The organism is Providencia sp. PROV255 (genome assembly GCF_028478065.1).
GTDB lineage: Bacteria > Pseudomonadota > Gammaproteobacteria > Enterobacterales > Enterobacteriaceae > Providencia > Providencia rettgeri.
The window spans coordinates 77,961-98,347 of the sequence record NZ_JAMPMI010000019.1 but is presented as its reverse complement, the minus strand read 5'-3'; the positions used below and the strand labels follow the sequence as shown (position 1 = coordinate 98,347).

17 protein-coding genes and 1 other annotated feature are annotated in these 20,387 nt (G+C 40.1%); of the genes, 5 read left to right on the top strand and 12 right to left on the bottom strand.

Annotated elements, in window-relative coordinates; genetic code table 11:
* The first annotated feature begins 27 nt into the window (after window positions 1-27).
* Together dcd and asmA are read left to right on the top strand one after the other, a co-directional pair.
* Window positions 28-609 (top strand): dCTP deaminase, encoded by a 582-nt coding sequence (gene dcd / locus PR725_RS17500; protein ID WP_004909269.1) that lies wholly within the window; start codon window positions 28-30, stop codon window positions 607-609.
* Window positions 610-736: 127 nt separating this feature from the next.
* Window positions 737-2,575, top strand: a complete 1,839-nt coding sequence (gene asmA / locus PR725_RS17495) for an outer membrane assembly protein AsmA (protein WP_123382134.1) — start codon at window positions 737-739, stop codon at window positions 2,573-2,575.
* A 199-nt stretch (window positions 2,576-2,774) separates the two neighbouring features.
* On the opposite strand, the gene PR725_RS17490 is transcribed toward asmA, so the two are convergent.
* Window positions 2,775-3,155, bottom strand: a complete 381-nt coding sequence (locus PR725_RS17490) for a hypothetical protein (RefSeq protein WP_117162167.1) — start codon at window positions 3,153-3,155, stop codon at window positions 2,775-2,777.
* A 182-nt stretch (window positions 3,156-3,337) separates the two neighbouring features.
* Window positions 3,338-4,921, bottom strand: a complete 1,584-nt coding sequence (locus PR725_RS17485; protein ID WP_004909274.1) for a TerC family protein — start codon at window positions 4,919-4,921, stop codon at window positions 3,338-3,340.
* Between the two features lie 242 nt (window positions 4,922-5,163).
* Between PR725_RS17485 and gndA the strand changes: the two genes are divergently transcribed.
* On the top strand, window positions 5,164-6,570 hold the full coding sequence (gene gndA / locus PR725_RS17480; RefSeq protein ID WP_004909277.1) for an NADP-dependent phosphogluconate dehydrogenase: 1,407 nt from the start codon (window positions 5,164-5,166) through the stop codon (window positions 6,568-6,570).
* A 136-nt stretch (window positions 6,571-6,706) separates the two neighbouring features.
* A complete protein-coding gene (locus PR725_RS17475) occupies window positions 6,707-7,903 on the top strand; it encodes a multidrug effflux MFS transporter (protein WP_272569913.1) in 1,197 nt (398 codons plus the stop codon).
* Between the two features lie 69 nt (window positions 7,904-7,972).
* Here PR725_RS17475 and PR725_RS17470 read toward each other — a convergent pair whose 3' ends face one another.
* On the bottom strand, window positions 7,973-11,206 hold the full coding sequence (locus PR725_RS17470) for a M66 family metalloprotease (protein WP_272569912.1): 3,234 nt from the start codon (window positions 11,204-11,206) through the stop codon (window positions 7,973-7,975).
* Between the two features lie 333 nt (window positions 11,207-11,539).
* Between PR725_RS17470 and PR725_RS17465 the strand changes: the two genes are divergently transcribed.
* The gene (locus PR725_RS17465) at window positions 11,540-12,181 is read left to right on the top strand and encodes a CatB-related O-acetyltransferase (RefSeq protein ID WP_109911002.1); all 642 of its coding nucleotides are present in this window, start codon (window positions 11,540-11,542) and stop codon (window positions 12,179-12,181) included.
* A gap of 54 nt (window positions 12,182-12,235) precedes the next feature.
* On the opposite strand, the gene PR725_RS17460 is transcribed toward PR725_RS17465, so the two are convergent.
* From PR725_RS17460 to hisG, 9 genes are all read right to left on the bottom strand, one after another.
* Complete coding sequence (locus PR725_RS17460; RefSeq protein ID WP_109911324.1) at window positions 12,236-12,712, bottom strand: YbaK/prolyl-tRNA synthetase associated domain-containing protein; 477 nt, start codon at window positions 12,710-12,712, stop codon at window positions 12,236-12,238.
* A 260-nt stretch (window positions 12,713-12,972) separates the two neighbouring features.
* On the bottom strand, window positions 12,973-13,584 hold the full coding sequence (gene hisIE / locus PR725_RS17455) for a bifunctional phosphoribosyl-AMP cyclohydrolase/phosphoribosyl-ATP diphosphatase HisIE (protein ID WP_272569911.1): 612 nt from the start codon (window positions 13,582-13,584) through the stop codon (window positions 12,973-12,975).
* A complete protein-coding gene (gene hisF / locus PR725_RS17450; protein ID WP_117162165.1) occupies window positions 13,578-14,354 on the bottom strand; it encodes an imidazole glycerol phosphate synthase subunit HisF in 777 nt (258 codons plus the stop codon). The genes hisIE and hisF overlap by 7 nt, the downstream gene beginning before the upstream one ends.
* A complete protein-coding gene (gene hisA / locus PR725_RS17445; protein WP_109911003.1) occupies window positions 14,336-15,073 on the bottom strand; it encodes a 1-(5-phosphoribosyl)-5-[(5-phosphoribosylamino)methylideneamino]imidazole-4-carboxamide isomerase in 738 nt (245 codons plus the stop codon). The genes hisF and hisA overlap by 19 nt, the downstream gene beginning before the upstream one ends.
* Before the next feature lie 5 nt (window positions 15,074-15,078).
* Window positions 15,079-15,672: an imidazole glycerol phosphate synthase subunit HisH gene (gene hisH, locus PR725_RS17440; protein WP_004909333.1), complete on the bottom strand. Its 594-nt coding sequence runs from the start codon at window positions 15,670-15,672 to the stop codon at window positions 15,079-15,081.
* The gene (gene hisB, locus PR725_RS17435; RefSeq protein ID WP_004909334.1) at window positions 15,672-16,739 is read right to left on the bottom strand and encodes a bifunctional histidinol-phosphatase/imidazoleglycerol-phosphate dehydratase HisB; all 1,068 of its coding nucleotides are present in this window, start codon (window positions 16,737-16,739) and stop codon (window positions 15,672-15,674) included. The genes hisH and hisB overlap by 1 nt, the downstream gene beginning before the upstream one ends.
* Window positions 16,740-16,752: 13 nt before the next feature.
* Complete coding sequence (gene hisC, locus PR725_RS17430) at window positions 16,753-17,823, bottom strand: histidinol-phosphate transaminase (protein ID WP_272517288.1); 1,071 nt, start codon at window positions 17,821-17,823, stop codon at window positions 16,753-16,755.
* Window positions 17,824-17,826: 3 nt separating this feature from the next.
* On the bottom strand, window positions 17,827-19,143 hold the full coding sequence (gene hisD / locus PR725_RS17425; RefSeq protein WP_272569910.1) for a histidinol dehydrogenase: 1,317 nt from the start codon (window positions 19,141-19,143) through the stop codon (window positions 17,827-17,829).
* Between the two features lie 6 nt (window positions 19,144-19,149).
* On the bottom strand, window positions 19,150-20,049 hold the full coding sequence (gene hisG / locus PR725_RS17420; protein ID WP_109911005.1) for an ATP phosphoribosyltransferase: 900 nt from the start codon (window positions 20,047-20,049) through the stop codon (window positions 19,150-19,152).
* Window positions 20,050-20,102: 53 nt separating this feature from the next.
* Window positions 20,103-20,230: a sequence feature (His leader region), on the bottom strand.
* Between the last annotated feature and the right edge of the window lie 157 nt (window positions 20,231-20,387).

The following is a 20,387-nucleotide window of genomic DNA, read 5'->3' as shown; positions in this document are numbered from 1 at the left end:
ATTAAAATAATGAAGGGGGAAACAACCATGCGTCTTTGTGACCGCGATATTATTCAATGGATGGATGATGGTAAATTAGTTATTAGCCCACGCCCACCAGTTGAACGAATCAATGGTGCAACTGCAGATGTTCGTTTGGGAAATCAATTCCGCGTTTTTCGAGGACACACTGCTGCATTTATTGACCTTAGTGGCCCTAAAGATGAGGTTAATGCCGCATTAGATCGCGTCATGAGCGATGAAATTGTTCTTGATGAGGATGAGCCATTTTTCCTGCACCCAGGAGAATTAGCACTTGCAGTGACGCTTGAGTCTGTTACGCTCCCTGATAACCTTGTAGGTTGGTTAGACGGGCGCTCTTCATTAGCGAGACTAGGTTTGATGGTACACGTAACCGCACATCGAATTGATCCCGGTTGGCATGGGCAAATCGTGTTAGAATTTTATAATTCAGGTAAATTACCGTTAGCATTACGTCCCGGCATGGTGATTGGTGCATTAAGCTTTGAGCCGTTATCTGGCAGTGCCGATCGCCCTTATAATAGCCGACAAGATGCTAAATATAAAAACCAACAAGGTGCTGTTGGTAGCCGTATCAGTGAAGACTGATAACCGGTGAACTTTGCGGAAATTGTTGTGTTTAATGGAGATTAAACCGGTAATTTCCGCCCATTTTCAGGGATAGGTGTGAGTTCATTTTTGTGGCGAGCGCAAGCGGAATTTAAGAGAGGGAAGGATGAAACGTTTTTTGACGACACTGATTATTTTACTTGTGGTAATTGTTGCTGGGTTAACAACACTCGTAATGTTAGTGAACCCGAATGATTTCCGTCATTATATTGTTGAACAAGTAGAGAAAAAAAGTGGTTATCAACTTGAATTCAACGGTGATATGCGTTGGCATGTGTGGCCAACCTTAAGCATTATTACTGGGCCTGTTTCTCTTACTGCGCCGAATGCGGCTAAACCCATACTAAGTGCAGATAATATGCGCTTAGATGTTGAATTATGGCCTCTCATTTCCCATAAACTCTCTGTTGAGCAAATTGTTATTGATGGTGCTGTTATCCGCAAGACACCCGATAGCGAAATCCAAACTCACCGTAACGCCCCTGTAGCGCCTGGTGGTGTGCCAACATCAACCTCTGCACAAGAGAAAAGTGATTGGTTATTAGATATAGAAAAAATTAATATTTCTAATAGCTTAGTTATTTGGCAAACTGCTAAAGATGAATTTAATCTGCGCAACATTGATTTATCACTGAAGAAAAGTGATAAAAAACAGGTCGCAGTTAAATTCAGTGGAAATCTAAATAAAAACCAACAAGAGTTTGTATTTAATCTACGCGCAGATATCGATTTATCAGATATTAATCAAAGGATTAGTGGCAAATTAACTCAGTTTGACTATAAATTGAGTGGTGTTGATTTACCTGAAAGTGGAATTGAAGGGCAAATAACAAGTGATTTCCTATATACCAAAGGGAAAGTGGAAAGTGCGAGTTTAAGCAATTTGTTAATAACAGCTAACGAAAGTGGCCTATCAGGTAATGGCAGTATCCAATTAACGAATACCCCAGAAATTAGGGTTAATTTAGTCGCCGAGAAATTAGATTTAGATAATCTATTAGGAACAGCGCCTGCCAGTACCAGTGTAGAATCAGAGACGAATAATAACCGTGTTGGTGTTAAGCCTGTTATTTCTGGTGCAAATCCTCAACAGTATGATTTATCAGGCTTGCAGGCATTTTCCGCCGATATCAATTTAGCCATTAAGCAGTTAATCTATCGTGGAATGACGGTTAGTGATGTAGTTTTTGAGGCACAAAACCAAACACCTCGTTTAACTGTTTCAAAATTACAAGGTAAGGCATTTGGTGGTGATTTTTCAATACCGGTGACATTTAATTACAGTTCAACTCCCGCTTATGTTTCAGCAAAACCAGATTTAAAAAATATCGATTTAACTCCATTATTAAAAGCCTTCAATATGCCACAAAAATTAAGTGGAATAATTTCGTTAAATGCGGCGTTATCGGGTGTGGGTTATGATGACAATGCAGTGAAAAACCAGTGGCAAGGGCCTGTTAATTTTGAGTTAAGAAATGCCAAATTACAGGGATTGAATATTCCGTTATTAATTCAGCAATCGGTTTCCAGAGTAACCAGTAAAATTAATGCGCCCGTGAATACGGGGAACGTCACTGAGGTTGATTCTTTCACTGTGGCAGGTAAATTAAATAAAGGTACGTTGAACATTTCCTCTATGAATGCGATGTCATCCTTAGTTAACATCAGTGGGCAAGGCCGTATGAATATCCCTAATGAAACCATTGATGTCAATTTAGGGGTTAATATTGCCAATGGCTGGGGTGGGGATTCACGTTTAGTTCAACAATTGCAAGCCATGACCATTCCACTGCGAATTTATGGTAATTGGCATAATTTGAAATACCAATTAGATGTCGAAAAATTACTGCGTAATGAGTTACGTACACAAGCTAAAGAAGCGCTTGGTAACTTCTTGAAGAAAGAAGAAAATAAAGGACTCAATGATTTATTGAATGCCCTTTAAGATAACAAAACGCCCTTAAATGGGCGTTTGAGGTTGTTGACAAAGCGGGATAAAAGCGTGGTTTTTCCCGCCTTGTGTTATCAGCCGAAAATCAATTTATTGATTTTCCTAATTTATTTTCAAAATCTATTAGATTTGCTGCCAAACATAATAGGTTTGTCAGCAGTCTGAAGCGCCCTTAAATGGGTGTTTTCTCTTTTTATGAACTTATTTTATTTTTGTAATCAGAAAGATCATTATTTAGTTGAATCATTTTATCCGATAAATTTTGAAAAAATGAAGAGTCATTCGGATTAAATTGCTCAGTGTTAATATCATGTATAGTTATAATTAATTTGGTGATTTGGGTGCTCAATTTACTTATTTTATTGAAATTATTTGTTTTTTCTGGTGTTTTTTGTAATTTATCACTTTGATTAGTGATTAAATTATTACTGTTCTCTTTAATCAGTACAGGGCAACATTTAACGTTATTATTAATGCTTATTGCTGTAACTGCTATATTTTCTGATTTTTTTTTTGTACTTGTACTAGGCACTTGGATCGTACTGCTATTTGATTGGCTAGTTTTTATTTTCACAATGTGACCTTCGTTTAAATTAGTTGTATTTAATACGCTGAATTATTCAAGCTTTGAATGTATTTTTCTTTTAAAAAACGCCACTATTTTGCGCTTAATCGTCTAAAGGTTGGTATCTATAGGTTTTAGGCAAAAAAATACCAGCCATATAGGCTGGTATTTAGTCAAAAAGCACGTGCTAATTAGTCATCTTCAAACTCATAGCCATCCCCCTCAGGGGCTGGTGGAGTGATTAACACTTTATTGACTCGGTGGCTGTTAACCTCAAGAGGTTGGAATATACAACCGTTAATTGTCACTTGTTCACCCACTTCAGGAACACGTTGTAAGTGTTCCATTAAAAGACCCGCAATCGTTTCATACTCACGTTTATCGTCTAATTCCATAGGGATAAACATGATCAGGTCTTCAAGTGGCATAAAGCCGTTGGCAATCCAAGTACCATCATCCAGTTTTTGAATGTCGTGGCGTGAGTCATTTTCTTCATCACCAACCGGCAAGTTACCTGCGATCGTTTCCATTACATCAGTCAATGTCACGATACCTTCGATAGAACCAAACTCATCCACAACAAAGGCAAAGTGAGTATGCGCCTTACGAAACTGCTCTAACGCTTTTAACAGAGACAACCCTTCTGGGAATATCAATGGTTGGGTAATCAATGCACGTAAGTTTAATGGTTGGCCTTTTAATTGCTGTTTAACCAAATCCATTACATGTACTACCCCAACAGGTTCATCGCTGATAGTTTCATCAATGACCACTAAACGCGAGTGTGGGTTTTTCTCCATTAATTGCAGTAAATCTGAAGATGATTTATTAATGTCGAGATAATCCACATCATGGCGTGAAGTCATAATGCTTTCTACGTTACGTTGTGCCATACCGAGCACTCGAGCAATCATTAAACGCTCTTGTGGGTCAAAAACGGATTGATTATCAGCGATAAGATCAGAAGTATGTGGGTCTAATTCTCCACGTTCGTTATTACCGCTAAGAATGCGTAATACCGCCTCTGCTGTACGTTCACGTAGTGGACGTGAGCCTTTAAGGAATTTACGTCGATTAAATTGGGCAAATTGGTTTAGGACTTCAATCATGATAGAGAAGCCAATTGCAGCGTATAAGTAACCTTTCGGTATGGCATAGCCAAACCCTTCGGCAACTAAGCTGAAACCAATCATCAGTAAGAAGCTCAAACACAGTATGACAATGGTTGGGTGCTGGTTAACAAAGCTCGTTAACGGTTTACTTGCCCAAATCATTAATGCCATTGCAATGGTCACAGCTGCAATCATTACACCGATATGGTCAACCATACCGACAGCGGTGATCACGGAGTCTAGTGAGAATACAGCATCAAGAACAATAATTTGTGCAACAACAGCCCAGAAATTAGATGTCTTTCTTTGGGTATTGGTGTGTTCGTCTTTCCCCTCCAACCGCTCGTTTAGCTCCATTGTGGCTTTAAACAAGAGGAATAAACCACCCACCAACATAATTAGGTCTCGAGCACTAAAGGCGTGATCAAAGAGAGTTAATATCGGTTTCGTGAGGGTAATGAGCCATGACAGGCTAAATAGAAGCACAACACGCATAATCAGGGCTAATAAAAGTCCAGTTACACGGGCTCTATCACGCAGCTTTGGCGGGAGCTTATCGGCCAGAATGGCGATGAAGACGAGGTTATCAATACCAAGAACGATTTCTAGAACGATAAGGGTAGCGAGGCCCGCCCAAATCGAAGGATCTGCGATCCATTCCATACAGTTTGTTTTACCTTCTGATATGACGGCTTATACCGACGAGTGAATAATGCGGTTTGTTGAACGAAATATCAATAAAAAATAACGTTAGTTGGACAATTATTGACAAAAATGGCCTTGTATACGTCATCGATTGCATCAATAACTACCATGCAACACAATCCTAGGTTAATATGTGATCCCGTTAACAGAATGTCAGCACGGTCGAGGCTGACTTGGTCCTAATCAGACAGGAGTTGTTCATGTCAAAGCAGCAGATTGGTGTTGTCGGAATGGCAGTCATGGGGCGTAACCTTGCGCTCAACATTGAAAGCCGTGGTTACTCAGTGTCTATCTTTAATCGTTCTAAAGATAAAACAGATGAAGTGATTGCCGAAAATCCAGGGAAAAAATTAGTTCCCAACTATACAATTGAAGAGTTTGTTGACTCTCTGGAAAAACCTCGCCGCATCTTGTTGATGGTAAAAGCGGGTGAAGCAACGGACAAAACAATTGCCTCGCTGACTCCTCATCTGGACAAAGGGGATATCTTAATTGACGGTGGTAATACCTTATTTACTGACACTATCCGTCGTAATCGTGAATTATCTGAGCAAGGTTTTAATTTCATCGGTACTGGTGTTTCAGGTGGTGAAGAAGGCGCATTAAAAGGTCCTTCAATTATGCCTGGTGGTCAGAAAGAAGCTTATGAGTTAGTTGCACCAATCTTAAAAGAAATTGCAGCACAAGCAGAAGGTGAACCTTGTGTGACCTATATTGGTGCAGATGGTGCGGGCCACTATGTTAAAATGGTTCACAACGGTATTGAATACGGTGATATGCAATTAATCGCAGAAGCCTATTCATTATTAAAAGGTTCATTGAACCTGAGCAACGAAGAATTAGCTGGCATCTTTGCTGAGTGGAACAAAGGTGAACTGAGTAGCTATTTAATTGAAATCACAGCAGATATCTTCAAGAAAAAAGATGAAGATGGTAAATATCTGGTTGACGTGATTCTTGATGAAGCGGCTAATAAAGGTACCGGTAAATGGACTAGCCAGAGTGCGCTGGATTTAGGTATCCCTCTGACGTTAATTACTGAATCTGTATTTGCACGTTATATTTCTTTCTTAAAAGATCAGCGTGTTGCAGCTTCTAAAGTATTAACAGGTCCAGTACTGAAAGCGGTTGAAGGCGATAAAAAAGAGTTTATTGAAAAAGTTCGCCGCGCACTGTATTTAGGTAAAATTGTGTCTTATGCACAAGGCTTCCAACAGCTGAAAGCGGCATCAGAAGAATATAATTGGGATTTAAACTACGGTGAAATCGCAAAAATATTCCGTGCAGGCTGTATCATTCGTGCGCAGTTCCTACAAAAAATCACTGATGCGTATAACCAAGATGCAAAAATTGCCAACTTGTTGTTAGCGCCATACTTTAAACAAATTGCTGACGAATACCAGCAAGCACTGCGTGATGTGGTGTGCTATGGTGTACAAAATGGTATCCCAACACCAACATTCTCAGCTGCTATTTCTTATTATGATAGCTACCGTTCAGCGGTATTGCCTGCAAACTTAATCCAAGCGCAGCGCGACTACTTCGGTGCTCACACTTATAAGCGTACTGATAAAGACGGCGTTTTCCATACTGAATGGATGGAATAATCCGTCATCATTGATTGTTGATGACATGAAAGGCGCTAAGTTTAGCGCCTTTTTTGACTTTTAAGCACCGTAAAATGTTGAATTTATAATTATGAGTATTTTCTAAATTACATTTTATCGAGTCTAGGCATGGTTTATGCGTAATTTTCTTATCTTATTACTTTTATTAGTCTTACTTGGTCCATTAGGGATTGATTTATATTTACCAACAATACCTGATATTGCGAAGGAGTTAGGTAGCAGTGAGTCGGTGATCCAGTCAACGATAGCATTGTTCATTCTTGTTCTGGGGTTAGGGCAATTGATTTCGGGCCCATTAGTCGATAGATATGGGCGAAAACCTGTCGCGATTGCGGGTATGCTGTTGTACATCATTGGTGCAGGTGTTGCTATTGTAGCAACAGCACCTACGGTATTTATTGCATCACGTTTATTGCAAGGTGTTGCGGTTTGTTGTACTTCGGTAGTGGCATTTAGTTGTGTACGTGACCGAATGAATGGTACGGAAGCCGCTCGCGCTTTTGGTTTCTTAAATGGGACATTAAATATTGTTCCAGCATTAGCTCCACTACTCGGAGGTTTGCTGGCAGAGGCATGGGGCTGGCGGGCACCGTTCTGGTTTCTTGCTTTGTATGCGTTGGTTATATTAGTGCTAACTGTTGCTTTTTTACCGGAAACACGGCCAGCTAATTTACCTAAAGCAAAGATTATTCCGCTGAAAACCTATTGGCGAATTTTAGGAAATTATCAATTTATTATTTTTGCCTTAGTGAACGCAGGCACGATGGGTATGGCATTAACTTATGTGTCACTTGCACCAACTGTACTGATGGGGGATGCGCAGTTATCTCCGCTAGCGTTTTCTATTGTATTTGGTATTAATGGTTTTTGGATCATGTTTGCCAGTTATATCGCTAATTACTTTATTCATAAAATAGGGCGACCAACCTGTTTATTAGTGGGTAGTTTAATGATGGCACTTGGTTGCTTAGGATTATTGCTAGGTTTTGTCGTATTGCCGGTAGAAATACAAAGCCATTGGTTAGTCTATATGTTACCTGTCGCCTGTGCTTGTACAGGGCTGGCCTTTATGATGGGAACGGCAACTAGTTATGCTTTAGAACCTTTTGGTCAGGAAGCAGGAACCGCTTCTGCGTTAGTTGGTTTTGTACAAATGGCCGGAGGGGCAGCTCTTGGGCTTTGTGCAATCGGTTTGCCCATTGCCCCAAAATTATCCTTAGCAATAGTGATGTTAGTCGGTTGTCTGTTTGGGCTAATAGCAAGAAAAACGAGTTTATCATTTGCTAGCCATTCACTGACTAAGGCGGGTTAAAAACTATTTTTATTGATACATCAAGATGTCACTGGTTGTTGGATATAACCAGTGACAGGATTGGATTATTTATTCAACAATAGTGCCATTAATCGTAGTGAGAAACCGATTCTCTTTAATTTCAATAGGTCTTGAATGAACCATTTTATTATTAATATACAGCTTAGTCTCAATTGGGATTAAACCGTGTTCAATATTAATATGGAATTTATTCATCATATCTTTATTGCCACGGAAGTTATTAAGCTGATATTGTTTTTTGTTCCCGTCGTTAAAAATCACCTCTAGGTAGGGGGAATCAGTATTAACTCGCGCATCATTTTGATAAACCATGCCATAAGAACCAAATGAAGGGGGATAAATATAGCTATCAATGGTTCCTTCAGGATCATAGAAGCCCATTAAAGTGACAACCTCTACACCCTGTTTTCTGGCTTTTTTATGAATAGCAGATTCTGGTTCCGAAATTCGTTTCCAACTGACCCCATCTGAACGATAGCAAAATAAATCATTTTTGGTGATTGTCTCCACCTTATTATTGACATGTATTTTGCTATTCCATTGTGCATATGACTTTATCTTGATAATGCTATTTTTATTATGCTCGGATGCTGCTGGGAGACTAATATTCGGTGCATAATAGCCATTTCCTTGGCAAAGATAGACTAAGTTACTTTTTTTTAACAGTTCATTTATGCGATCAGTTGTAATATCAGAACCATTTTTTGGGGAAAAATTAATGATATTGAAATTGGAAAGATCTAATTTAGCGTCAACCAATTTTTTTATATTCGGATCCCACTTTTTATATCCCGTCGATGATTCTGAGCTAAAAGTATAATTGCTTTCTAATTTTTTTTGGATAGCAACAAGGGAATTTGGTGTGTATGCGGTATAGGCATTGTATTTGGGATTGTAAGCTTCCCCACCACTCATTGCGTCATGGTTTAATGAACCATCTTGATAGGTATTTGGAATAAAATAGTTATTATAAGGATCCCATAGCCATGTTGAATTCTTTTTATCGGCAGTTGCATGTGTTCCTCCTTCTGTGCCCCCATAGTAATCACTTAGGCCAAAGTTATGGCCAAATTCATGACTAAGCTCATTACTATCGGTTCTATTTAACGTTGCTTTTCCACCGCCGCCTGACCAGCCATGAATAACCCTCCCATTCTCATATACCCCAACAGAATTATAGGCAGTTATTTGGCTCGTAGGATTAAATGACTCAGCATCAGAAGCTGAACTGTTTACACCATAATTTGCTAGATTAATGCCATCGGCATAAAAACGTTTGGTTATCGACTCCCTCATATTGCCGCTATACGCGCCTCCTTTTCCTGTTGCTTTATCGGTGAAAACTTGACCATTAGGCATCACTACTTTTGTAAGGTGAATTGGCTCATAGCGAGAAACAATAAAATTTTTAACGGGAATAGTTTGGTAATATTGCCGATTAAGCTCGGGTTTTTCTTGGAAAAGAAGTACATCCCTTGGGGGGGTAAGTAGGCCAATATCTAATGTATTGACCAGTAATTCATTTGGGGCGCCAATATCAATATTTGATAGTGTTCCTTTTTGCTCTTTCAAAACAAACTCTAGCTTTATATCAGGGTGAATATACTCTTCAGAAATTGTCGTTGACCATGTATTTTCAATGTATTCCAAATTACTCGTTGAATCGTCATTCTTTGCGATATAAGGTTCGTTATTAAGATAAATAGGGAACCATTTTTTATGTAAATCATAAATAAAAAGAACACTTTCACCCGTTCCTAGTTTTAAACTTTTATTTCCATAATGAATATGGCTATCATAATAGGCACTAGAGCTGAAAAGGATTTTTTTATTATGAAGGTCATTATCTGCCATAAGTGTAAAGTCACGAGCCCAGTTCCCGTCACTTGTAGCAATTTTTATTGATTCATTGTTTTTTAATAATTCCAATAAGTTTTTTTTATTTTCAGATGATTCATTAATCGACTTGTTATTATCTAAAGTTAAATCATAGTTTTCTGGTTGTGAATAGTCTAGCGGTGGGATCTCTCTGGTGATAGGTATATTTTCCCAGTCCCCATTAGTGTTGCACTTGAATAAATATAAGTCTCCTTTTTTTAATTCAACACATTTATATTTAGTATGAATAAGAGTCGTCTCATCGGATGTTGAGGTAAATAGGATTTGTTTATATACATGATTAATATTACTTTTTAACATTAAACTATTAGTCGTATCATAATCAACCTTGGTTATTTTTATTGTTGAATGTTCATTCAAGATATCATTCATAAAGTTTGCATCAATTTCGCTAACATCGATATCTGGCAGACCTTCAATTTCAGAATCGAAAAATGGAGGAAAATTACGTGCTGAAATATCAGGTGATTTCCAGTATTCGATTAGATTGACATTTTCTTCAGTGAGCCAACGTCCATTATTGTCACAAATAAATTGAATCGTGAGACCTTTTGGTAATGTGACTGTTTCATTTCCATAGCTAATATTAATATTTTTTTTATGAATATTTTCTAAAACTATAGTTTTTCCTTTATATCTCACATCATTATTTAGTGTGAATGTTTCCTTCATATATTTATGATTAAATGTTAAGTGTATTATTTTATTTTTTAAAATTAAATAATGTAAAGCTTTTTGGTTGGAAACTATAACATTTAAATTATTTTCATTTTCAATGAAAATATCAAATCTTTTAGGTGGTTTGAAATGGTGAGGCAATAAATTTGTCTCTATGGTACTGTTGTCTACAATCTTAGGTAATTTGGTAGGAGGGCTTAGGTTTTCACTAGTTACCAATTTATTATTTTCATCATAAATATTTAATTTAATGTTTTCATTTTGTTGAATTGATGATTGAGGTTTAAACATGACTAAAGTTTTTCGACCGGATACCAATTTAGGTTGTATATCTCCTTCAATTCGATTCACAGCAGGAATGATTGAGTTTTGAGCGAAATAAACGCTTCCCTTTAATTCACCACTCGTGTCACTAATTTCTTTATGTGTTAAAGGGTTAATAAACTTATTTTTATTAAAGTAAATAGCCTTGTCCGGTTTTATTCCATTACTGCTTTTTTCGTCGTTTCTATCTAAGTTAATAAGTGGATTACTTGTTTTATCTGCATGGAGAATCATTTCCAAGTTTGATTCGTTATTTTCATTATTTAATATATGAAATATTTCATAAATGTTATTGACTAAGTTTGTTGAATAATGGGAAGTTAATGAATTATAAGTGTTTTGATTAATAATATTTTGAATTATTGGTTTTTTTACTATCATTTTGTATCTTTCTTCTATTTAACAGTATGCTGAAATTATTTTTATTTAATTTATAATAAAATATATTAATTGTGTGCTTTTTTATTTTAAAGTTAGTCTTAAATACTATTCGGTTGTTTTCTATTATTTGATAATTAATTATATGGAAATTATTTTCTATGATATTATTTGCACAAGTAATTTAAATAATAACAGGTTTGTTAGGATGAATAACATGTTGAATCCATTATTAAAACAACCTCGAGTGGCTAAAGGTGGTGTATTTTGAACGCGAATGCATCACCATAGAATGCGTTCTATGGTAAATATAAACGAATTAAAAGGTTTAGTGCCATGAATCAAAAACATTGGTCAAAATACGAACTACTTCATGAGGTCGTACAAAATCCCAATATCCATATTAAAGGTCAGCATAGTTATTACAGCGACTGTTGGGATAACGGGTTTGAGCAGTCAGTTGTGCGCTATTTACAAGGTGACGAACAAAGCCGAGACTGGCAGCTAGCATGGGATGTTGATCAACTTTATATCGGTGATTATGTCTGTATTGGTAGCGAAGCGGTGATATTAATGGGAGGGAACCATACTCACCGAATGGATTGGTTTTGCTTATATCCTTTTCTTGAATATATTGAAGAAGCTTATGTAGGAAAAGGCGACACAGTGATTGGCGACGGAGCCTGGGTTGGCATGCGTGCCTTTATCATGCCCGGAGTTAAAATAGGTGAAGGAGCTGTAATTGCTGCTAATAGTGTAGTGATCAAAGATGTTGAGCCTTATTCTATCGTTGGGGGGAACCCAGCGAAGCCGATTAACTACCGCTTCTCACACGATGTCATTACTGAACTATTAGCATTGAAAATCTATGATTGGCCGGAGGAAAAATTTACCGCATTAAAGCGGTTTATTTGTGGTTCCGATTTTGTGGCATTAAAAAATGCCAGCCAGAAATATGACCAGCGATTGATTAGCTAGCTTTTCTTATTAAGGTTAAGGGGGATTCTGTGGAATCTCCCTTTTTACATATAACTAATTTTCTTCTGTGCGAATAAATTCAACTAAACTAGGCGCTGCTATTCTTTGATAATCTTCTGTATTTAAAATAATAGAGCGTTCTAATGTACCAGCATTAAAGGCGAGTTCCTCAAAACGTTCAAAAAGTAGCGGGTCAGCAATTAATTTTAAATTGGGATGAAAGCTAAAGGGGGGAATAGCCCCAAATACGCATTGAGTGAGCTCATCGACTTCTTTTGGGCTTGCTAAAGATGCACGAGTCCCGCCAATTGCTGTGGCAATTTTACTCAAATCAGCTTGTTTATCGGCAGGTAAAATTGCCAGTACGTGTTGGCGTATACCATTTCCTTTGACATGGCATACTAATCCTTTTGCCCCTTGCCCAAGTTGCGTGCCACGTATTTTTGCCACTTCTTCTGATTTCCCCGCAGTGGAATGTTCCATCACACGATATTTGGCATTATTTTTATCAAGTAATTGTGTGAGTTGCATAAAAATAGAATTTTCAGACACTGTTTTTTTCCCTTTAAAACCACATCAATAACAGGGAATGATAACAAGTTTGGAAGTAGATACAACCTTGGGGCCGAAGGCTGCTAAAGCGTTAAAATAGGTGAAATATTAAAAAATAAGTATCAGATGTATTTTGTGTCTGTTATTACTAATATTCTTGGGTATTTATTCAGTCACGAGCAAATTGAACACATCTTGCATCTATGATAAAGCTGCCAGTGAGACTGGCAGCCTGTTGTTTACTGATGACGCTCTTTTAACCGTTTGATTATTGTGCTTAAATCCAGCTCTTGGTCTTGTAGTAAGACTAATAAGTGGTACATCAAATCAGCGGCTTCATTGGTCAATTCTGCGCGGTCATTCACGGTGGCTGCCAATGCAGTTTCAACACCTTCTTCACCGACTTTTTGCGCAATGCGTTTAGTCCCGCTAGCGTATAAACGTGCGGTATAGGAGCTTTCAGGAGAGGCAGTTTTGCGTTCTTTTAGTAACGTTTCTAACTCAAATAAAAAGCCCCAGTCGCTTTGTGCTGGTGCGAAGCAGCTTTGTGTACCGCTATGGCAAGTTGGGCCATCTGGCAGTGCGAGAGCTAGCAGCGTATCACTGTCACAATCTGGGTAAATATCCACTAAATTTAAAAAATTATTAGAGGTTTCGCCTTTCATCCACAAACGTTGTTTTGTGCGAGAGAAAAAGGTGACTTTACGGCTATCTAAAGTGACTTGTAATGCTTCTGGGTTCATATACCCAAGCATTAGCACATCACCTGAAACAGCGTGTTGCACGATAACAGGCATTAGGTTATCGACTTTTTGCCATGCTAGCTGGCTAGATTGTTCTGTGGTTAACATACTCTAATTTGAACTCCATTTTCGGCTAGGTATTGTTTTAAGTCACCGATATTAATAATTTGTTTATGAAATACAGAAGCGGCTAAAGCACCATCAACGCCTGCGTCAGTGAAGGCATCAAGGAAATGTACTTTTTCGCCTGCACCACCTGAGGCAATCAATGGCACTTGGCATACTTCGCGAACTTTTTTTAGTTGCTGTAGGTCATACCCTTGACGAACACCATCTTGGTTCATCATATTTAACACAATTTCACCCGCGCCACGTTGTTGAACTTCTTTTACCCAATCAAGGGTTTTCCACGTAGTTTGTGTGGTACGTTTTTCATCACCGGTAAATTGGTAAACGAGATATTCACCCGTACTTTCATCGAACCAAGTATCAATACCCACAACGATGCATTGTACGCCAAAACGCTCCGCTAAGCTGCTGATTAATGTAGGGTCGGATAATGCTGGGGAGTTAATGGAAATTTTGTCAGCGCCAAAAGACAGAATTTGTGCAGCATCATCGACACTTTTAATTCCACCTGCAACACAAAAAGGAATATCAATCACTTCAGCGACTTTGGCAACCCAGCTTTTATCTACCACTCGACCATCAGAAGAGGCGGTAATATCATAAAATACCAGTTCGTCTGCACCTTCTTGGGCATAACGCTGTGCTAATGGAACAATATCACCGATAATTTCGTGATTACGAAATTGGACACCTTTAACCACTTGCCCATCACGGACGTCTAAGCAAGGAATTATGCGTTTTGCCAACATTTGATTGCCTCCGCAACGGTGAATTTACCTTCTAATAATGCGCGACCCACAATCACGCCAGCCGCACCAGATGGCGGGATAGCCGCAATATCATCTAAATTGCCAATGCCCCCTGATGCTTGGAAGGCAATGTCGGGGAATTTTTGGCTTACTTCTTGGTATAAATTCACATTAGAACCCGCTAAGGTGCCATCTTTGGAAATATCGGTGCAAAGGACATGTTTTAAGCCATAAGGACGATATATTTCAATGGCTTGTTCTAATGTTAAATTTGAATTTTCTTGCCAGCCGCTAATGGCGATTTCTTTTACGCCTTTGTCATTAATGCGTACATCTAACGCAAGTACAATGGCTTCCCCACCATAGGTTTCAAACCATGTTTTAACCAATTCAGGTTTGGTCACCGCAGTTGAGCCAATGACAACACGAGCCGCTCCGGCTTCCAGTAAGGCCTTAATATCTTCTTCGGTACGAATACCCCCACCAACTTGTACTGGAACATTCACGCCAGCCAATAATTTTTTGAGCAGTGGAATCTGGCGTTTTTGTGGATCTTTGGCGCCCGTTAAATCCACTAAGTGTAGGAGCTTTGCCCCTTCTTTTTCATATTGTTGCAAACGTGGGAGCGGGTCATTGCCATAATCAGTTTGCTTGGCGTAATCCCCTTGGTGCAATCGCACTACGGTGCCATCGATTAAATCTAATGCGGGAATGATCATGGTAATTACATCTCCAAAAAGTTTTGAATCAAGCGTGAACCTGCGGTGCCAGAACGTTCTGGGTGAAATTGGACACCGTAGAAGTTATCGCGATTCACCGCGCTACTAAACGGGTTGCCATACTGAGTTTGTGCGATGGTATTACTGGAAATTGGCATCGAATAACTGTGTACAAAATAGAAATAGGCGTTATCAGGGATATCCCTAAACAAAGGGTTCCCTGCTAGGGCTTTGACTTGGTTCCAGCCGCTATGTGGAACTGGAAGCCCATTGGCATCCATTTTTTGTACAGGGCTATCAATTAACCCCAGTAGTGGCACCGTTGATTGACCTTCTTCACTGAAAGAACCGAGTAATTGCATACCTAAACAGATGCCTAACACGGGTTGAGTCAGTGCTCTAATTAACGGCACTAATTCACGTTCAGTGAGCTTTTCCATGGCCGCGCTAGCCGTACCGACACCCGGTAAAAAGACTTTGTCGGCTTGTAAAATGGTATTGGTATCCCGGCTCACCACAGGGTCATAACCTAGGCGTTTCACCGCATAAGCCACGGAGGCTAAATTTGCACAGCCAGTATCAAGGATGACAACGTTCATCAAAGAACCCCTTTTGAGCTAGGTAACGTATCCCCTTCAACGCGTATTGCTTGGCGCAAGGTACGGCCAAAGACCTTAAATAAACTTTCCGCTTTGTGGTGATCGTTTTTCCCTTTGGTTTTCAGGTGTAATGTACAACCCATAGCATAGGAAAGTGAGCTAAAGAAGTGCTCAATCATTTCAGTGCTTAAGTCACCGACACGTTGGTATTTGAATTCTGCTTTATATTCAAGGTGTGGGCGACCTGAAATATCCAGTGCACAGCGTGCTTGGCATTCGTCCATTGGCAGAACGAAACCAAAACGTGCGATACCGCGTTTATCACCAAGCGCGATTTTCAGTGCTTCACCTAAAGCAAGGCCCGTGTCTTCGACAGTGTGGTGGTCATCAATAAATAAGTCGCCATTGACTTCAATGTTTAACCGGAAACCGCCGTGAGTCGCGATTTGGTCTAACATGTGGTCAAAGAAGCCCACACCCGTGCTAATTTTGCTGCCGCCTTCTTGGTCTAGCCACACTTCGACTTGGATATTAGTTTCTTTTGTCACGCGTTTGACTAGCGCATGGCGGTCGCGTTTGGTTAACTGCGTGGTGATAGCTTCCCAGTCTAGTTCCATTGGGTTATAACGTAACCCTTTAATTCCCATATTTTTAGCGAGTTGAATGTCCGTTTCGCGGTCACCAATCACATAGCTATTTTCACTGTCTAGCACGTTGCTATCTAAATAGCGCTCAACCAACTGAAGTTTAGGTTTACGGCAAGCGCAGTTATCTTCAGGCTTATGTGGGCAAATCAGCACGTCATCAAATTTTATGCCTTGTGATTCAAAAACTTGCATCATTAGGTTGTGTGGTGGTTCAAAGTCAGCGGTCGGAAAGCTATCTGTTCCTAAGCCGTCTTGATTGGTTATCATCACTAAGCGATAATTGGCTTTTTGCAGGGCAAGTAAGCTAGGAATGACTGCTTTTTCAAAGGCGAGTTTACTTAAGCTATCAACTTGGAAGTCAGTTGGCGGCTCGGTAATTAATGTTCCATCACGGTCGATAAATAAAATTTTCTGGCTCATGAGTCATTCCTAATTAGCAAAGTGCGGCAATAGCTTCAATAACACGGGTATTTTCAATTTCTGTCCCGACAGTAATACGCAGGCAATTAATGAGACCCGGCTGTTTGCTTTGGTCACGTAAAATAATGCCTTGATCCCACAGGGCTTTAAAGACTTTACTGCCATCGGTGAAACGCACCAAAATATAGTTAGTTTCACTCGGATAAACATGTTCAACCACAGACAAGTCGCGCAGAGCTTCACTGAGTGCAATACGGTTTTCGGTTACCGTTATTACACGGCTTTTCATTGTTTCAATACCTTGTGGTTCAAGGGCTTGAGCGGCAATCATCGCAACAGGGGTTGATAAAGGATAAGGGGCGATAACCTTTAATAGCACCTCAATCACTTCAGGAGAAGCTAAGGTAAAGCCACAGCGTAAACCGGCTAATGCAAAGGCTTTAGATAAGGTTCTTAAAATCACCAAATTGGGGTATTGTGCTAGCCAGCTTGCCACACTGTATTGCGGGCAGAACTCAATATAAGCTTCATCGACAACAACTAATGCGCGGCCTGCCGCCATATCTAGCACTTCACGTAAATCTTTATTATCGATGATATTGCCCGTTGGGTTATTTGGGCTACAAATATAAATCAGTTTGGTATTAGATAAATTTTCACGGATCGCTTTAACGTTTAATGCCCAGTCAGGCAGCGCCATGATTTTCTTTTGTTCAACGCCAAAGGTTTCTGCACTGACGCTGTACATGCCATAGGTTGGTGGGCAGAACATCACCGCATCTTTACCCGGCTCACAAAATGCGCGGATCAATAATTCGATAGACTCATCGGCCCCACGGCAAACCAGTACTTGTTCTGGTGTGATTTGCGCATAAGCCGCATAGTTATTGATCACGGCAACCGGTTGGCATTCTGGGTAACGGTTAAGGTTGCGTTCACTGAATTGGTAATCAGGTGCAATTGGGTATTCATTGGCATTAAGCCAAACATCTCCATTCCCCCCTAAGCGGCGCGCCGACATATAAGGGGTCATGGTTTTAACATTTTCACGTGCAAGACTGGCGGCATTAAATGGTTGGCTCATGACTTACTCCTGATTTTGTTTTTTTAGTTCGTTAACGCGTAAGGTAACGGCATTTTTGTGAGCGGTGAGTTGCTCTGCTTGCGCTAAAGTTTCGATGGTGTTGGCTAAGCCTAATAAGCCTTGCTGCGACAGTTTTTGCACCGTCATTCGCTTCATAAAGTCAGCGAGGCCAAGGCTTGAATAGGTTGCAGTATAGCCGTAAGTCGGTAATACGTGATTGGTGCCTGAAGCGTAGTCTCCTGCAGATTCGGGTGACCAGTCTCCGACAAACACGGAGCCTGCGCTAGTGATAGAATCGACTAGGTCATCGGCATTGCGTGTTTGTAAAATCAAGTGCTCAGGTCCATAGCGATTGCTAATTTCAACGCATTGAGCGATCGAATCAGCAATAATGACACGGCTGGCACTTAGTGCTTCTCTGGCAATTTCGGCACGAGAAAGTTGCGCTAATTGTGTTTCTGTTTCTTCAATCACACGCTGGGCAAAGTTTTCATCGTCAGTTAATAAAATGACTTGTGAATCAGGGCCATGTTCCGCTTGTGATAGTAAATCAGATGCGGTGAACGCTGGATTTGCTCCGCTATCCGCAATCACTAACACTTCAGAAGGCCCCGCAGGCATATCAATGGCGGCTCCATCATGGCTTTGACTCACTTGGCGTTTTGCCTCAGTGACATAGGCATTACCGGGGCCAAATATTTTATCAACCGTAGGAATGCTTTGGGTGCCAAATGCCATTGCTGCAATCGCTTGCGCGCCACCTACTTGGAAAATATCGCTGATGCCGCACAGTTTCGCTGCATACAAAATTTCATCGGCAATAGGTGGGGGAGAACACAAAATGATTTTGCGACAGCCTGCGATATTCGCCGGAGTTCCTAACATCATGACTGTTGATAACAAGGGAGCAGAACCCCCCGGAATATATAAACCGACTGCATCTATTGGGCGTGTGACCTGTTGACATACTACGCCTGCCTGTGTTTCCACTGTAATCGGAGTAGGTTTTTGGGCTTCGTGAAAACGACGAATGTTGCCAATGGCGGTTTTCATTGCTGTTTTGATTTCATCGCCAAGACGAGCCTCTGCCGCGTCAACGGCATTTGCAGGTACTCGCACTGTGTCGATTTCAGTTTTATCGAAACGACGGCTTAGTGCTTGGAGGGCGGTGTCGCCCTCGTTACGGACTTGCTCAATAATTTGGCTCACCGCAGTACTAATGCTGCCAGAGGCCGCAATTGCGGGGCGCATCAGTAAAGCACTTTGTTGCTCTTGATTACAAGCCGACCAGCGAACAGGTTGGTTAAATCCCATTTTCATGGCGGCTTACTCCATCATTTTTTCAATTGGTAATACAAGGATTGAGCTTGCCCCTAATGCCTTGAGTTTTTCCATGGTTTCCCAGAACAAGGTTTCTGAGCTGACCATGTGCATGGCAACGCGGTTGTTGTCACCGGCTAATGGTAAAATAGTTGGGCGTTCAGCACCTGGTAATAAGGCAATGATTTCTTCTAGTGTTTCACTTGGCGCGTGTAACATGATGTATTTAGATTCGCGCGCTTGGATAACACCTTGGATACGGGTCATCATACGGTCGATAAGCTGTTGTTTATCAGCTGACATTTCACCGTCACGTTGAATTAAACATGCTTTCGAACGGTAAATGACTTCCACTTCTTTTAGGCCGTTTGCTTCTAATGTGGCACCAGTAGAAACAAGGTCACAAATCGCATCCGCAAGCCCAGCACGTGGGGCAACTTCAACCGAACCATTTAACAGACAAGATTTAAACTGAATGCCTTTTTGGTCGAAATAGCGTTTTAACAAGTGTGGATAAGAAGTCGCAACACGTGAACCATTCAGGCATTCTGCACCCGTGTAGTTAAAGTCCAATGGTGCCGCTAATGACAAGCGACAGCCACCAAAATCGAGGCGGCGCAGTGTTTTGTATTGTGGGTTTTCGCCTTGTGCGCGGCGGTTTAATAACTCTTCTTCAAGAACGTTTTCACCAATGATCCCTAAATCAACAACGCCATCCATGACCAGTCCTGGAATATCGTCATCACGAACACGAAGTAAATCAATAGGCATATTTTCTGCATAAGCAATCAAACGTTGTTGTTGTAAGTTGATTTTGATGCCGCAGCGAGCCAGTAGTTCTCTTGATTCTTCACTCAGACGACCTGATTTTTGAATTGCAATACGTAAACGTGATTTATCCAACATGACTTTACCCTTATCCCTTTAAAATTTTTTGTTTAGTAACTCTTTGTTCAAGAATAAAAAAACCCTCGGAAGATTATCTTCCGAGGGTTCTCTCAATTTGCATTTCAGCCACCGGAAGATTCGTTGAACGTCTTCCAGCACACATCGCCCGAAAGACTAGTCAGGATGATGGTGATGATGATGGTTGCGTGAAATACGATTCATAATGTCTTCCGTTCTGTTATTTATGTGAATGACTAAACATTCATTGTGTTAACTAAATACTCATTGGTATTCAACCTATCCGATTTCCCCCTATGAATGCAACCTTTTTTTAAAAAATAACCAATAATAATTAG

Bases quoted from the DNA above. Each gene is read 5' to 3' on its own strand.
- hisG (WP_109911005.1), bottom strand. From the start codon at position 20,049: ATGTTGGATAAATCACGTTTACGTATTGCAATTCAAAAATCAGGTCGT.
- hisD (WP_272569910.1), bottom strand. From the start codon at position 19,143: ATGAAAATGGGATTTAACCAACCTGTTCGCTGGTCGGCTTGTAATCAA.
- dcd (WP_004909269.1), top strand. From the start codon at position 28: ATGCGTCTTTGTGACCGCGATATTATTCAATGGATGGATGATGGTAAA.
- PR725_RS17465 (WP_109911002.1), top strand. From the start codon at position 11,540: ATGAATCAAAAACATTGGTCAAAATACGAACTACTTCATGAGGTCGTA.
- hisH (WP_004909333.1), bottom strand. From the start codon at position 15,672: ATGAACGTTGTCATCCTTGATACTGGCTGTGCAAATTTAGCCTCCGTG.
- hisF (WP_117162165.1), bottom strand. From the start codon at position 14,354: ATGTTGGCAAAACGCATAATTCCTTGCTTAGACGTCCGTGATGGGCAA.
- gndA (WP_004909277.1), top strand. From the start codon at position 5,164: ATGTCAAAGCAGCAGATTGGTGTTGTCGGAATGGCAGTCATGGGGCGT.
- hisA (WP_109911003.1), bottom strand. From the start codon at position 15,073: ATGATCATTCCCGCATTAGATTTAATCGATGGCACCGTAGTGCGATTG.
- PR725_RS17470 (WP_272569912.1), bottom strand. From the start codon at position 11,206: ATGATAGTAAAAAAACCAATAATTCAAAATATTATTAATCAAAACACT.
- hisC (WP_272517288.1), bottom strand. From the start codon at position 17,823: ATGAGCCAACCATTTAATGCCGCCAGTCTTGCACGTGAAAATGTTAAA.
- asmA (WP_123382134.1), top strand. From the start codon at position 737: ATGAAACGTTTTTTGACGACACTGATTATTTTACTTGTGGTAATTGTT.
- PR725_RS17485 (WP_004909274.1), bottom strand. From the start codon at position 4,921: ATGGAATGGATCGCAGATCCTTCGATTTGGGCGGGCCTCGCTACCCTT.
- PR725_RS17475 (WP_272569913.1), top strand. From the start codon at position 6,707: ATGCGTAATTTTCTTATCTTATTACTTTTATTAGTCTTACTTGGTCCA.
- hisB (WP_004909334.1), bottom strand. From the start codon at position 16,739: ATGAGCCAGAAAATTTTATTTATCGACCGTGATGGAACATTAATTACC.
- PR725_RS17460 (WP_109911324.1), bottom strand. From the start codon at position 12,712: ATGCAACTCACACAATTACTTGATAAAAATAATGCCAAATATCGTGTG.
- hisIE (WP_272569911.1), bottom strand. From the start codon at position 13,584: ATGTTAACCACAGAACAATCTAGCCAGCTAGCATGGCAAAAAGTCGAT.